Origin of the sequence: Aeromicrobium sp. S22, from assembly GCF_009661045.1 — a bacterium.
GTDB classification, from domain to species: domain Bacteria; phylum Actinomycetota; class Actinomycetes; order Propionibacteriales; family Nocardioidaceae; genus Aeromicrobium; species Aeromicrobium yanjiei.
In genome coordinates this window covers 172,752-188,051 of the sequence record NZ_WJWV01000004.1, presented here as the reverse complement: position 1 = coordinate 188,051, position 15,300 = coordinate 172,752, and the positions used below count along the sequence as shown (strand labels likewise).

The 15,300-nt window shown below is 72.0% G+C and carries 6 protein-coding genes; 3 read left to right on the top strand and 3 right to left on the bottom strand.

The window, feature by feature from the left end:
* Nucleotides 1-3 precede the first annotated feature (3 nt).
* Together GEV27_RS16985 and GEV27_RS16980 are read left to right on the top strand one after the other, a co-directional pair.
* Nucleotides 4-1,026: a phosphotransferase family protein gene (locus tag GEV27_RS16985; protein ID WP_153652047.1), complete on the top strand. Its 1,023-nt coding sequence runs from the start codon at nucleotides 4-6 to the stop codon at nucleotides 1,024-1,026.
* 10 nt (nucleotides 1,027-1,036) lie between these two features.
* Entirely contained in the window at nucleotides 1,037-1,654 is a 618-nt protein-coding gene (locus tag GEV27_RS16980; protein ID WP_243838933.1) for a TetR family transcriptional regulator, read from the top strand.
* A gap of 54 nt (nucleotides 1,655-1,708) precedes the next feature.
* On the opposite strand, the gene GEV27_RS16975 is transcribed toward GEV27_RS16980, so the two are convergent.
* Nucleotides 1,709-4,450 (bottom strand): glycoside hydrolase family 3 C-terminal domain-containing protein, encoded by a 2,742-nt coding sequence (locus GEV27_RS16975; protein ID WP_153935156.1) that lies wholly within the window; start codon nucleotides 4,448-4,450, stop codon nucleotides 1,709-1,711.
* 160 nt (nucleotides 4,451-4,610) lie between these two features.
* On the opposite strand from GEV27_RS16975, the gene GEV27_RS16970 reads away from it, so the two are divergent.
* Entirely contained in the window at nucleotides 4,611-5,798 is a 1,188-nt protein-coding gene (locus GEV27_RS16970; protein ID WP_194944243.1) for an ROK family transcriptional regulator, read from the top strand.
* Here the strand turns inward: GEV27_RS16970 and GEV27_RS16965 are convergent.
* Both GEV27_RS16965 and GEV27_RS16960 read right to left on the bottom strand, forming a co-directional pair.
* On the bottom strand, nucleotides 5,795-6,187 hold the full coding sequence (locus GEV27_RS16965) for a holo-ACP synthase (RefSeq protein ID WP_309222339.1): 393 nt from the start codon (nucleotides 6,185-6,187) through the stop codon (nucleotides 5,795-5,797). The genes GEV27_RS16970 and GEV27_RS16965 overlap by 4 nt on opposite strands.
* Nucleotides 6,184-15,186 carry a polyketide synthase gene (locus tag GEV27_RS16960; RefSeq protein ID WP_309222338.1) on the bottom strand — a complete coding sequence of 3,001 codons (9,003 nt, stop codon included), beginning with the start codon at nucleotides 15,184-15,186 and terminating at the stop codon, nucleotides 6,184-6,186. The genes GEV27_RS16965 and GEV27_RS16960 overlap by 4 nt, the downstream gene beginning before the upstream one ends.
* Nucleotides 15,187-15,300 lie beyond the last annotated feature (114 nt).

Here is a 15,300-nt window from a genome sequence, read left to right as displayed (position 1 = left end):
GACATGAGTGACCCCAAGGGGCTGGACAGCGCGGCCGTGGCGGCATGGCTCGCCCGGCAGTCCCCGGACGCCGTGGCCGGACCGTTCGAGGCGACTCTCGTCACGGGCGGCAAGTCCAACTTGACGTACTTCGTCACCGACGGCGTGCACGACTACGTCGTCCGGCGTCCCCCCTTGGGGCACGTCCTCGCCACCGCGCACGACATGGCCCGCGAGCACCGCGTCATGGCGGCGCTCGCGCCCACCGACGTCCCGGTGCCGCGCATGATCGCCCTGTGCGAGGACACCGAGGTCCTCGGCGCCCCGTTCTACGTCATGGAGCGGGTGAGCGGCACGCCGTACGCCCGCGCGTCGCAGCTCGAGGAGCTCGGCGAGCAGCGCACCCGCGAGATCACCGGCCGCATGGTCGACACGCTCGTGGCGCTCCACGCGGTCGACCACCGCGAGGTCGGGCTGGCCGAGTTCGGCCGCCCCGACGGCTACGTCGGTCGCCAGGTGTCGCGCTGGAAGAAGCAGCTCGCCGCGTCGACCAGCCGCGAGCTGCCCGGCATGGACGAGCTCGTCGCGTACCTCGACGCGAACGTCCCGGAGTCCGGGGACGGCACGATCGTCCACGGCGACTTCCGGCTCGACAACCTCCTGGTCGACGACGCGGACCAGGTCACCGCCGTGCTGGACTGGGAGATGAGCACCCTCGGTGACCCGCTCAGCGACGTCGCGCTGCTGCTGGCCTACCAGCAGCTCGGCGAGGTGGCCCCCGTCGAGGGCGGCGCCGTCGTGACGGATGCGCCGCGGGCGCCGGGCTACCTCGGTCATGACGAGGTCGTCGAGCGCTACGCCGCGGGGTCGGGACGCGACGTCGGCGACATCGGATTCCACCTGTCGCTGGCGTTCTTCAAGCTCGCGGTGATCCTGGAGGGCATCCACTTTCGCCACTCGCAGGGACAGACCGTCGGCACCGGCTTCGACGGCATCGGCGACATGATCGCCCCCTTGATCGACGCGGGACGGGCCGCTTCACGCTAGGGTGGCGCCCGTGACGGCCGAGATCCTCGAACCCCGGCGCCGCCCGACCCAGGAGCGCAGCCACAAGAAGTTCGACCACCTGCTGCTGGTGGCGCGTGAGCTGCTGCTCGAGGTGGGTTTCGAGTCGTTCACGTGCGAGGAGGTCGCGAGCCGCGCCGGCCTGCCCATCGGGACGCTCTACCAGTTCTTCCAGAACAAGTACGTCATCGTGTGCGAGCTCGACCGCGTCGACGCCGTCGCGGTGCGCCACGAGCTGCAGAGCTTCGCCGAGGCCATCCCGTCGCTGGACTGGCTCAAGTTCCTCGACCGGTTCATCGACCACATGGCCGCGCTGTGGGTCAACGACCCGTCCCGGCGGGCCGTGTGGCTCGCGGTGCAGTCGACTCCGGCGACCCGGGCCACCGCGGCCGTCACCGAGCGCGAGCTGGCCGCCGAGGTCGCCCGTGCGCTGGCCCCCCTGACGCCCAGCACCCCCCGCGAACGACGCACGATCATGGCCGAGGTGCTCGTCCACGTCGTCTACTCGATGCTGAACTTCTCGATCCGTGACGGCCAGGAGCACAGCGAGTCGATCATCGAGCTGAAGCGGCTCCTCGCGGCGTACCTGCTGAGCGCCGAGCACACCTGACACGCAGAGCGGCCCGCCCCCCGAGGGGGACGGGCCGTCCTGCCGTGCGTCGGGCTAGCCGACGTGGACCACGAACGTGCCGGTCGCGGTCCTGCCGTGGTACCGGACCTTCGCGGTCACGGTCGCGACGCCCTTGCCCGTGGCCTTGACGACCCCTCGGCGGGAGACGTCGACGACCTGGGGCCGGTTGCTCCGGTAGGTCACCGTCATGCCCGCCGGGAGGTCGACACTCCTGCCCTTCGTGACGTGGCCGAAGATCCGGTCGTCGCTCAGGGTCACGGTCACCTGCGGGTCGATCACGTCGCCCTTGGCGAAGAACACCCGCTGCGGGACGTCCCGCGCCGCGTCCGCCGCGGTGTGCGGATTCGCGGTGACGACGGACGGGACCGCGTCGAGCGAGCCACGCACCCTCGTCGTCGCGCGACCCAGGACGTTCCGGGACGACGACGCCAGCTGCAGCTCGTACCGGCCCTGGTCGACGGCGTAGCGCTTGCGCGCCTCGTCGTAGAACGCGAGATCGGCGATCTTGACCTGCATGCGGACCGTGGTGCTGCGACCCGGCTTGAGGGTCACCCGCTCGAAGCCGGCCAGTCGCTTGATCGGCCGCTCGAGGGCGGGGCTGGCGTCGGGCGTCGCCGCGTAGAGCTGCACGACGTCCGTGCCGGTCGCCCGGCCCGTGTTGGTCGCCCTCGCCGTGACCGTCACCCGGCCGTTGGCGTCCACCGACGAGCGGTTGACGCGCACCTGGGAGTAGCGGAACGACGAGTAGCCGAGGCCATGTCCGAACGCGTACGACACCGGTCCGGTGAAGTACTGGTACGTACGACCCTGGGTCGTCGCGGTCGGGCGGATGCCGTAGTCGGCGATGTCGGGCAGCTGGTCGACCGACCGGTACCACGTGAACGGCAGGTGGCCGCTCGGGTTGTGGCGACCGAGCAGCACGTCGGCGAGCCCCTCACCCTTGCGCTGACCGTTGTAGGAGCTCCACAGGATCGCGGGCACCTTGGCCTTGAACGACTCGACGTCGACCTGACCCATCGTCTCGAGGTAGGCCACCGTGCGCGGGTTGGCGTCGGCGACCTGCTCGATCAGCTGTGCCTGCGCCCCGGGGAGCGCGAGCGACTTGCGGTCGGTGTCCTCGTCCGCGGTCTTGTTGTCGGTGCCGGCATAGACCACGACGGCGTCGTAGCCCTTGGTCTTGGCGACGTCGGCAGCGATGACCGTGTTGTGGTCGGCCGAGAGTCCCGGCAGGTAGTCGACCGTGGCCTGCGGGTCGATGGCCTTGACGGCCTTCGAGATGCCCTGGAAGCCGTTGACCTGGTTGGACTTGCCGGCCGCGCCCTGGATGCTGCTGTAGCCACCGAGGTACATCGACTCCGGGTTGGCGTACGGTCCGACCACGGCGACCTTGTAGGAGCCACGACGGGGCACCTGCAGCGGCAGCAGCGTGGCGGCACGCTTGCCCGAGGCCTTCACGGCATCGTTCTTGAGCAGCACGAGGCTCTGGTCCGCAGCCTTGCGGGCCATCGCGAGCCGCTCGGGCGTCTGCGTGACGGCGTTGTTGGCGTCGCTGTTGGTCCACGTGCCGGGCGCGAGGCGCTTGCGGGCCTCACGGACCCACGGGACCTTCGACTCGTCGTCGAACTCGCCGAGCCGCATGCGGGCGGTGAACAGCCGGACGACCGAGACGTCGACGTCGTTCTCGGTGTAGAGACCTGTCTGCGTCGTGATGCCCTGCGCGACCGCGGTCGGCACGGTGTTCGCGTAGTTGTACTGGTCGTGGTAGCCCTGGTTGCAGTCCAGGTCCTCGCCGGCGCTGTTGGCGAACGCGTGGCGCTCGACCTGGTTCAGCGGGCGGGGATATCCCGGCGGCTGCCACTTGTGGCCGGCCTGGATCTCGTAGATCGCGTCGCAGTCGGACGTGAAGTAGCCCTTGAACCCGAAGGTCTTGCGGGCCAGCGTGTCGATCAGGTAGACGTCGGCGGCGGCCGGGGTCCCGTTGACGCGGTTGTACGAGCTCATGATCGAGCCCGGCTGCGACTTCTGCACGATGCTGCGGAACTGCGCGGTGTAGTACTCGCGCAGCGTGCGGTCGTCCATGTCGGACGAGCCGTTGCGGCGGTTGAACTCGCTGTTGTTGGCCGCGAAGTGCTTGAGCGTCGTCAGGGTCTTGAGATAGCCCCTGCCCTCACGCAGCAGCCTGCCGTTCTCGTCCTTGCCCTCCATGCCGTTCACGAACTTCGACGCGATCGCGGTGGTCAGGTAGGGATCCTCGCTGTAGGTCTCGTCGTTGCGGCCCCAGCGGGGGTCGCGTCCGAGGTTGACCGTCGGCGACCAGAAGTCGAGGTCGCGCTGGTTGTCCTGCACGACGTCGCGGGCCTCGTCGCCGATCAGGCTCGCCTCGTCGTACATCAGCTCGGGGTTCCAGGTCGATCCCAGCGACAGCGACACCGGGTACGACGTCGTGTTGGTCAGGATCGGCGGATTGCTGTTGTCGGTCGTCTGCTCGCGGGCGACGCCGTGCGCGGCCTCGTTCCACCAGCCGTACGCTGCGACGCCCAGGCGTGGGATCGCCGCGGCGCGGCTGCTGTTCATCTGGCTGGCCTTTTCGGCGAGCGTCATGCGCGACACGAGGTCGGCGGCCCGCTCCTCCGGCGAGTAGCGGGTGTTCAGGTAGACGGGATCGCTCGTTCCGTGCGAGCTCGATGCCGTCGACGCTGTCGTGGTGACGGCCTGGAACGCCGCCGTCCCCGTCAGTGCGGCCACCACTGCGGTGGCAAGGACCTTTCGTCTCATGCTGGTGGTTCCCCTCGATGACGCCGTGACATGACCCTGATGGCCACGCCCCCGCGGCGTGCTCCCGAACCTAGGTCGTGACTTAATCCGCGTCAAGGATTAACTCACGGGTAACAAGGAAATACTTCGGCCGCGCTCCGACCGAAGTAGCATGAGGCGCGTGAACGCCCCCGGCTCCCTCGAAACGCTGCGTCGGCGCAACCGCGGGCTCGTCCTCCACGCGGTCCAGGCCGGCGGCGCCACGAGCAGGGTCGACATCGTCCGGGCCACCGGCCTCTCCCGCACGACCGTCAGCAGCCTGGTCAACGAGCTGCTCGCCGACGGGCTGCTCGCCGAGGGCACCGACCGGGTCGGCGGGCCCTCGCCCCACCAGACCGGCCGTCCCCCCACGCGCCTGACGCTGGAGCCGAGCGGCGGGGCCGTGCTGGGCATCCACCTGCGTCACGACGGCATCCGGCTCGCCCTGGCCGATCTCGCCGGGTCCGTGCTGGCGGAGGTGCTGGTGGACCTCGACGTCGACCATCACGCCGACGCGGCACTCACCTACGTCGAGGAGACCACGAACGAGCTGCTCGCGGAGGCGGGCCTCGCCCGCGAGCGGCTCCTGGGCGCAGGTGTCGCGGTGTCCTCGCCCGTGCCGACGCGACCACGCCACGGCCCGGCGCTGCTCACGACCTGGCACGACATCGACGTGGCCGCGGCGCTGGGCGAGCGGCTCGGCGTGCCCGTGCAGGTGGGCAACGACGCCAACCTCGGCGCGACCGCCGAGCGCTTCTTCGGCGCGGCGCGGACCACGCGCAACCTCGTCTACGTGATGCTCGCCGAGGGGGTCGGCGCGGGCCTGTTCCTGGACGGCCGGCCCTATCACGGGGCCAAGGGGGTGGCCGGCGAGTTCGGCCACGTCGTGGTCGCGCCGGGCGGACGGGTCTGCCGCTGCGGCAACCGGGGCTGCCTCGAGACCGTGGCCGGGGCTGACGCGCTCGCCGCAGCGCTCCCGACGCGCGCCGACGGCCGCACCCCCGACCTCGACGACGTGCTGGAGGCCTGCCGGGCCGGCGACCCGGGAGCGGTGCGCATCGTCGCCGACGCGGGCCGCGCGGTCGGGACCGCGCTGGCGGGGGTCTGCACGATGCTCGACCCGGACCTGGTCGTGATCGGCGGACGCACCGCGGCGGCAGGGGCCCCGCTCATGGGCGGGATCGTCGAGACGTTGCAGCGCGGGGTGCCACCCTCCGACGAGTCCCTCGTCCCCGTCGTCGCCGGCGAGCTCGGCTCACGTGCCGAGGTGCTGGGCGCGGTGGCCCTGGCGATCGCCCGGTCGCCCCTCGCGGTCCCGGTCCTGGTCTAGGGCCGCGAGAGCACGACGTACGCGATCGCGTAGTCCCCGTCGTGACTGAGGGAGACCTCGAGCTCATGGCCCGCCAGGTGCTTGGCGACCTCGCCGTGCAGGCGGATCCGCGGGCGCCCCCAAGCGTCCGAGACCAGCTCGATCAGGTGGTGGACGTGCTCGTCCATGACCGGCGCCTGGCCGAACATCGACGCGGACCAGGCCTTGATGACGGCCTCCTTGGCCGCCCAGCGGGCCGCGAAGTGACGCGCAGCGTCGGAGGGATGACTCCGCGCGTCACTCCGCTCCCCGGGGAGGAAGCCGGCGATGAAGCCGGTGCCGGGTGTGTCGAGCTGGTCCTCGAATGAGGGAACGTGGACCAGATCAACCCCGACACCGACGATCGTCACCGGCAGCCGACGCCGTCGTAGGCGCCGTCCTCCCCGAGTCGTGCCTGCGGGTCCAGGAGCATTCCAGCCTCCCGGGTCCGCACTCCCTCGCTACCGAGACGACGGTCCGCCGGGCGCTCGTACAGGGAGGGGCCCCCATACATCGCCCGGACGATCCGCATCCGGCCCTCGATGGCACGGGCCTGCGCACGCTGGGCGTACGCATCGCGGTCCGCGGCCGGCAAGGTCGCGAGGAATGCTTGTGGGTGCACGATCGCCAGCAGGCCGGCGACGTGACCGAAGCCGAGGCTCGTGACGAGCCCGGCCTTGAGCTGACCGGTCGCGAGCGGCTCACGCAGCCACACGAGGTGCTCGTGCTCCGCGAGCTCGTCCATGACGCAGTCGAGGCTGCGGTTGGGCGGGACGACCCCGCCCGTCAGCACCTGGCAGAGCCCGATGATCTGGAACGCCGCCGCACCGCCCTTGGAGTGTCCGGTCAGGGACTTCTGCGAGATCACGAACAGCGGGTTGCCGTGGCTGCGGCCGATCGCTGCGGCGAGCCGCTCGTGCAGCTCGGACTCGTTGCGCTCGTTGACCCCGGTCGAGGTGTCGTGCTTGGACAGCACCGCGACGTCGTCGGCGGTCAGGCCCACGGTCGCCAGGCCACGGGCCAGCGCGGACTCGCGTCCGCCGAGACCTGCCGCCAGGGCGCCGATGCCGGGCGCCGGGATCGAGGTGTGCACGCCGTCCGCGAACGATCCGGCGTAGGCCACGACCCCCAGCACGGGCAGACCCATGCGGGCCGCGACGTCGCCGCGGGCCAGCAGGATCGTGCCGCCGCCCTGCGACTCGACGAAGCCGCCGTAGCGACGATCGTTGCCCCGGCTGAAGTAGCGGTCCTCGATGCCCTTCGCGCGCATCGCGGCCGAGTCGGCGGTGGCCGACATGTCCGCGAACCCGACGATGCCCTCGACGCTCAGGTCGTCGAAGCCGCCCGAGACCGCGAACTCAGCCTTGCCGAGCCGGATCTTGTCGACGCCCTCCTCGACCGAGACGGCCGTGGTGGCGCAGGCGGCGACGGGATGGACCATCGCGCCGTACGAGCCGACGTAGGACTGCACGACGTGCGCCGCGATCACGTTGGGCAGCGCCTCCTGCAGGATGTCGTTGGCCTTGCTCTCGCCCAGCAGGGTGTCGAGGTAGAGCGACTGCATCGACTGCATGCCACCCATGCCGGTGCCCTGCGTGTTGGCCACGAGCGCGGGGTGGACCCAGCGCATGAGCTCGGACGGTGAGAAGCCGCTGGACAAGAACGCATCGACCGTGCAGATGAGGTTCCACAGCGCGACCCGGTCGATCGACTCGACCATCTCGGCCGGGACGCCCCAGACCGTCGGGTCGAAGCCCGTCGGGATCTGGCCGCCGACCGTGCGGGTCAGCTGCATGCGACGCGGGACGCGGATCTCGGTGCCCGCCTTGCGGGTCACGGTCCAGTCACCGTCGGCCGTGGCCGCGATGGTGGTCCGCTCGGGGTCCGCGTCGCGCAGTGCACGCGCCTCGGACTCGTTGCCGACCGTGAACGTCAGGTCCTTGTCGAGGTAGACCGACGTCAGCAGCGGAGCCGAGTTGTCGACCATCGTGCCCTCGTCGACGTAGCGGCGGATGCCGACCGCCTCGCGGACCGCGTCCTCGTAGCGCTCGACGAGATCGGCCTCGTCGACCTTGTCCTGCGTCGCGGTGTCGAACCACCCACCGCCCTGCTCGTCCCAGCTGACCAGTCCGGTCGACCAGGCCAGCTCGAGGACGCCGGCCGCCGACAGCTGGTCGAAGACCTCCATCTCGAAGCGGGTGCGTGCCGAGCCGTACGGGCCGAGCTCCCCGGCGCCCACGATGACCACGAGGTCCTCGGGACGCGCCTGGACGTCGGCCCAGTCGAGCTGCTCGACGCGGTCGAGCTGAGCCGGCGACGGGGCGAGCGCCGTGATGGTCGCGGTGTCGTCCTTCGCGGGAGCGGCCGGGGCCTCGATGCCCTCGGCCAAGGCCTTCATGTCGATCTTCGTGCCGCCGAGCCCACCGGTGAGGTCGACCGTGATCGGCTCGGTCAGCGCGGACGCACGAGCCGCGGGCTCGCAGGTCTCGAGCAGCGCGGACGCCATGTCGTCCGGCGTCCACGTGCGGACGCCGGCGGCCTCGACCGCGTCGACGAGCGGGTCGTTGGCGCCCATCAGCCCGGTGCCGCGCACCCAGCCGATGATCGCGTGGGCCAGCGTGACGCGCTCGCCCCACGTACGCTCCGCCGACCAGCGCGCCACGAGGGCGTCGAGGGCGGACTTGGCCTCGCCGTAGCCGCCGTCGCCGCCGAACATGCCCCGGTTGGGCGAGCCCGGCAGGACCACGTGCAGCTTGGCGTCGATGTCATGGTCCTGCCCGTGCGAGGACAGGGCGCCGATGAGGCGCTCGACCGACCACAGCAGGATCCGCATGTCGACCTCGGTGCGGCTGCCCGCGTCGGTGAGGTCGCCTGCGACGCGTCCCGCAGCGAACGGGAACAGCAGCGTGGGAGTCATCGCCGGCTTCAGCACCGTCGTGGCGCCCGCGCGGGTCTGGGTCTGCTCGGAGCTGATCCAGGTCGAGAGGGCGTCGACGTCCGCGAACGAGGCCATGTTGGCCGGGACGACCCACAGGGCGGCACCGTGCACCGCATGCGTGCGGTAGAGCTCCTTGAAGAAGGCGAGCTTGTCCGGTCCCATGCCCGAGGTCGTGGCGACGACCGTCGCCCCGCCCGCGAGCAGCTGGCCGGTGATGCCGGCCGCGATCGAGCCGCGGCTGGCGCCGGTCACGACCGCGAGGTCGTCGGCCCAGCGACCCGACGGGCTCGCGCCCGCGTCGGCCGCGATCTGCCGGAAGCGGTCCGCCAGCTCGGTGTCGTCGGTGTGGGTGGACCACCAGGTGGCCTGGGCGGCGACGACCGCGCCGGCCCCCACGAAGCTCGCGTCGACCGTCTCGCCGACCGCGATCCGTGCGAGGTCCTCGCGAGCGCTGGCCCACCGGTCGTCCAGCAGGACCGCCTTCATCGGGTCGAACGCCGGGGCCGTGAGCTTGGCCCAGTCGCTGCCGAGCTCTGCCTCCACCCGGGCCAGGACGACCGCGTCGGCCTGATCGGGCTCGACCGCGACCGGCGTCTCGGTGAGACCCAGCTGGTCGAGCACGAGACGAGCCGATGAGGCGAGGACGCCGTCCGGTCCGGTGATCTGGGCGGTGAACTCGCCGAGAGCAGCCGCGTCGATCGTGGCCTCTCCCCCGCCGCTGGAGGGCAGGTCGACGCTGACGCCGTGACGGGCGGCAACGGCCTGGACGCTCGCGTCGACGGCTGAGTCGACGTCTGCACCCGAGGCGATCTGCGTCAGCGAGCCGAACTCGCCGCCGCGCACGCTGGAGCCCTCCCGGCTCGCCATCGCGAGCTCGGCGAGGACGTGGCTGGCCCAGCCGGGGCCGAGCTGCCACACGTCGGTGACGCGCTCGGCGACGGCCGCCTGACGCCGCCCGGTGGGGCCGAGCACCTTCTTGAGGTGGTCGCCCAACGCCTCGGTGAGCACCGGGCCGAAGGGCTTGTAGCCCCGGGCCAGGCCCTTGACCTGGGCGGACAGCGTGGGGAGGTCGGCGTCCGCAGCGCCGTCGATCGCGCCGAGCCCGAGCTCGCCGCCGAGGTCGACCAGCAGCTGGTTGCGCCGCGAGGACGCACCGTCGCACAGCGACTCGATCGAGTCCGCGGCGCCGATCTGGTCCAGGCGCATCTTGGTCCACCACGCGATCAGCAGGGTGGTCGCGTCGGCGGCGTCGAACGTGAGGTCGGCCGGGCGCGGTCCGCTGGACGTCGCCGCCGCAGGCGCGGGCGCCGCGGCGGGAGCGGCGGTGTCGGCCGGGGCCGAGTCGGCCGGAGCCTCCTCCTCGTGGACGATCTGCTCCTCGTCGGTCGCGAACACCGCGGCGTTGTCGCGCTCGAAGTTCAGCACCTCGACCGCCGGGCCGATGCGGCCGGGCAGCTTGAGCGTCGACGAGGCCAGGTTGGCGACCGTCGGCGACTGGCCGACGCCGATCTCGACGAAGCGCTCGACACCGAGCCCGCCGTCCTCGATCGGCGTGAAGAACAGGTCCTGCGTCTCGATCCAGCGCACCGGGCTGGCGAACTGCCAGGCCAGCAGCTCGATCAGCACGAGGCGGCACAGCTCACCGGGGCGGCTGTCCCAGGCGTCGTAGTCAGCGAGGACCCCGTCCAGAGGCGCGGACGGCACGAGATCGGCGATCTCCTGCAGGAATGCACGGTCCAGCGTGAACGGGCGCGGCACGAGGTTGGGGACGTAGCGGCCCGTCAGGATCGACGGGTCGATCGTCGCGGGCAGGAGCTCCTGCAGGCGGTCGCGGAAGTCCGGCACACCGCTGTGCAGCACCGTGGAGTGGAACGGCACGTCGATGCCGGGCACCAGGATGAAGGCGGCCTTGCCGCCGAACTCGGCCCGGCGCCGGGTGACCTCGGCCTCGAGCACCTCGAGGCCCTTGACCGTGCCGGCGATCGCGTACTGCGAGTCACGCAGGTTGTAGTTGACGATCTGGAGGAACTCGCCCGTGCGCTCGGCGATGCCGTTGACGAAGTCCGTGACGTCGGCGTCGGTGAGACCGATCTGCGAGGGCCGGATCGCCGCGAGGCGGTAGTCGCTGCGCCCGTGGGCGTCACGCGGCACGAGGGCGTGCATGACCGAGCCGCGCTGGAAGACGACCTCGACGACCGCCTCGAGCGGGATGACGCCCGAGACGGCGGCCAGCGCGTTGTACTCGCCCACCGAGTGGCCCGCGAGGATCGATCCCTCGACGAACGCCCCGGACTCGCGCAGCTCGGCCATCTGGGCCGCGCCGAGGACCGCCATCGCGACCTGGGTGAACTGGGTCAGGAACAGGACACCATCGGGGTGCTTGTGGGTAGTCCCGCGGGTCACGAGGGTCGTGGGGTTGTCCCGCACGACCGTGAGGATCGAGAAGCCGAGGGCCTCGCGGGTGTGGGCGTCCGCGCGGTCCCAGATCTCACGCGCTGCCTTGGACCGCTGGTACGCGGCCATGCCCATGCCGGGGTGCTGGATGCCCTGGCCCGGGAACGCGTACGCCGTGCGGGGGGCCTCGAGGCGCGCGGTCGCCGACATCACGACGTCTCCCCCGGAGCGCACCGTGACGTCGACGACCTCGGCGCCGGCGTCCAGGCCGACCCGGTCGGCCGAGACCGACACCGGGGCGCCCGGAGCGAGCGGAGCGAGGAAGCGGGTGGTCCACCCGGTGATGCGCCGGTCGGACACGACCTGCTGGGCGGCGGCCGAGATCCACATGCCGTGGACGATCGGGGCACCGAGCCCGGCAAGGCGGGCCGCCGCGACGCTGGTGTGGATCGGGTTGTGGTCGCCGGTCACGGCCGCGAACGCCCGCAGGTCCGACGGTGCGACGAGCGTCGCCGAGCCGCGCGACTTGCGGGGGGTGTCGCGGACGTCGTCGCCCAGGGCGCCGCCCGCGCGGGGCGGGTCGACGAGCTGGCCGGCACCCGTGCGTCCGCGGATCGCGAAGCGCTCACGCAGCGTGGCGACCTCACCGGCGGGCGAGGAGATCGTCACGTCGACGGCCACGACCCGGCCGAAGTCGGTGTCCTCGACCGAGTCGAGCACCGAGGAGACGCCCAGACGGGACGGGCCGGTCGGGAGCGAGCCGGTGAGGCGGATCGCGTGGTCGAGGTGGACCAGGTCGAGCATGCCCTCGATCACGGGGACGCCGTCCGTGGTGGCATCGCCCAGCACCGCGAACACCGAGGGCCAGGCGAGGCCGACGAGCACGTCGGGCACGGGGTGCACCGGCACGTCGCCCCCGGTCACCCCGGCGTGGTCCGCGACCAGGTCGGGGTCCCAGTCCACCGTGACCGCCGCGCGTCCGGCGCCGACGTGCGGGACGTCGCCACCGGCCGCTCCGGCGACGAGCGCGCTCATCGCCTCGACCGCGCTGTCCGTGGTCACCTGGGGGGCGGCGCCCGTGAGCACCGAGTCGTCGACCGTGATGCGCAGCGTCAGCGGCCGCGTCATCGGGACGGTCAGCTCGGCCGTCCGCGCGTCGACCTGGACGAGGGCAGCCCCGGTCTCCGGGTGCTCGGCGCGCTGGGCGTCGACGATGACCCAATCGGCACCGAGCTTGTGGACGGGGTTGCGCACCGTGCGACCGGCCCAGACCAGGTCGGGCGCGGCCAGCACGAGCGACAGCACGTCGCCCGCATCGTCCTCGCGCCGGCGACCGGTGACCCGCTGCGGGGAGCGGCCCGCGGCCAGCAGCCCGTCGATCGTGGCGTCCTCGAAGCGGCGCAGCAGCTCGGCGACCGGCTCGTCGACCCGGTCGATGCCGGCGACCGACACGGTCCCGGGGATCACGCAGACCTCGTCCGCGGCGTAGCGGGCGTCGTGTGCCTGCCACAGCGAGTCAGAGCGCCACCAGCGGCGCACGTCCTGGTCCAGCACGGGCACGAAGTTGACCGGCTTGCCCGGGGTGCGGCACTGGTCGACGAAGAACAGCACGTCGGCGGGGTGGATGGTGACGCCTTCGGCGTGCGGGTAGGCATCCAGCAGCGTCCGGAGGGCTGCGGCGCCGTCGTCCAGCGCGGAGGCGTCGCCGAACAGCGTCGGGATCTCGCCGCGGTCGGCCTCGTGCAGGCGCGCCTCGGCGCGCTGCAGCATCGCTGCGAACCGGTCGCGCAGCGTGACGTCGAGCCAGGTCGGCGTGCCGGACAGCTCGAGATAGCGCTGCAGCCACTGCGCGTACGTCATGGTGGCGACGTCACCGAAGTAGGGCTTGGCGGTGCGATCGAGCGCCTCGATGATCTCGTCACGGCGATCGGCGACCGCGGCGGCGTCGCCGGCGACCTCGTCGAGCAGGCGACCCGTGCGCGACGCGGTGTTGTCGATCTCGTGGATGTCGGCGCCGAGCTGGCTGCGGCCCGAGGCCATGCCGCCCTTGGCGGAGCCTGCGCCGACCCAGGTGTCGGTGCCGCGCGTCTCGACGAGCAGCTGCTTGACGGCCTGGGACGTCGTCGCCTCCAGCGTCGCCATCGCGGCGGTGCCGACCAGGATGCCGTCGATCGGCATGAGCGGGTAGCCGTGGCGGCGCGCCCACTCCCCCGTGAGGTACGCCGCGGCGACCTCCGGGGTGCCGATGCCGCCGCCGACGCAGACCACGACGTTGTCCAGTGCGCGCAGATCGCCGTACGTCGCGAGGAGGAGGTCGTCCAGCTCCTCCCACGAGTGGTGGCCGCCGGCCTTGCCGCCCTCGATCTGGATGTGCACGGGGGTCGGGGCGACGGCCTTGGCGATCGCGACGACCTGGCGGATCTGCTTGACCGTGCCGGGCTTGAACACGACGTGCGTGATCGCGGCCTCGCGGAGCTCCTCCACGAGCGCGACGGCGTCCTCGAGCTCGGGGATGCCCGCGGTCACGACGACACCGTCGATCGGTGAGCCGGCCGCGCGGGCGCGCTGGACCAGACGCTTCTGCCCGAGCTGCAGCTTCCACAGGTACGGGTCGAGGAACAGCGAGTTGAACTGGTACGTGCTGCCGGGCGTCAGCAGCTCGCCGAGCTGTGCGACGTGCTCGGCGAAGATCTCCTCCGTGACCTGGCCGCCGCCCGCGAGCTCGGCCCAGAATCCGGCGTTCGCCGCCGCCGCGACGATCTGCGGGTCGACCGTGGTCGGGGTCATGCCGGCCAGCAGGATCGGCGACTTGCCGGTCAGGCGGGTGAAGCGGGTCTCCGCGTGCAGGGTGCCGTCGGGCAGGGTCACGACCGTGGGCTCGTACGCGGACCACGGGGTCGCGAGGCGAGGTGTCGCGCCGGCTGCCGTGAGCTCGCGGTGCCCGCGGCGCGTCGTGGTGGCGATGACACCGGCACCGCGGATGCTCAGCTCGCGCGACGACAGCCGTGCGGCGAGATCGCCCGGGCCGAGGTCGAGGATCCACGAGACGCCGGCACCCATGGCCTGCTCGAGCGAGCCGACCCAGTCGACCGGGTCGACGATCGAGCGCATCGTCAGGGCGTGGGCCCGCTCGGCGTCCAGGCCGCACGCGGCCGCCCACGTCGAGACGAGATCGGCCGCCTCGGAGAGATCGGGGTGGTGGAACGCGAGCCGGGCCGGGAGGGGCTCCAGCACGGGGGCGAACGGCGTGCCGCCGGTGGCCTTGCGGTCGCGAGCGGCCTTCTCGGCGGCGGCGACGTCTGCGAAGTGCGCCTCGACGGCGCGCAGTCCCTCGGCGGGACCGGACAGCACCACGCTGCGGCGACCGTTGCGCAGGCGCGACACGACGCGCAGGGAGGACGGCAGCGCCGCCAGGATCTCGTCGACCCGTTCAGGTGCCACGCCGGAGACGCTGAGCATGGTCTGCCCGAGAAGTCCCCGACGACGCCCGACCAGCTGCGCCGCGGCCCCCATCAGACGTGCGACGGCGAGCAGCTCGACGTCCGGGACGCCGGCAAACGACTGGGTCGCGAGGTGGCCTTGCGAGTGGCCGATGACGGCCGCCGGCGGGACGACCTGCGGATCGATGCCCTGCCGGTGGAGGGCACGGATGCCCGCGAGCTGCGCAAGCAGGATGCCGGGCACCGACGCACCGGGCGCGTCCAGGACCGCGGAGTCGGGCAGCTGCGGTGCGTCGTCGTCCTCGGCGGACTCGCCGACCGCGATCACGTCGGCCCAGGCCAGCGGGCTGAACGCAACGCCCACACGGGCGAGCTCGGCCGCGACCGGGCTGAGGCGCTCCTCGGCCTGCGCGACGAGCGACTCCAGCTCCGCCTCGAGGGCGAAGTCGCGGATCAGGCCGGCCAGCGGCTCGAGCCACGGCGATCCCTGACCGCCGAACCCGATCGCGTACGGCGTCCCGGCGACGAGACGGTCGACGAGTGCTCCACGGCGCTCGTTCGTGTGGGTCGCGGCCAGAGCGGTGTCGAACGTCGTCACAAAGAGATCCCTCGGTCCTGCCGTCGCTGAATCGACGGTCGGTACCACCATCCTCGCAAAACATGAGGGATTCCTCAACTTTAAGTTGAGGAATCCCTCATGTTTCTCACGTGA

Coding starts and splice junctions, on each gene's coding strand:
- GEV27_RS16985 (WP_153652047.1), top strand. CDS start 4: ATGAGTGACCCCAAGGGGCTGGACAGCGCGGCCGTGGCGGCATGGCTC.
- GEV27_RS16975 (WP_153935156.1), bottom strand. CDS start 4,450: ATGAGACGAAAGGTCCTTGCCACCGCAGTGGTGGCCGCACTGACGGGG.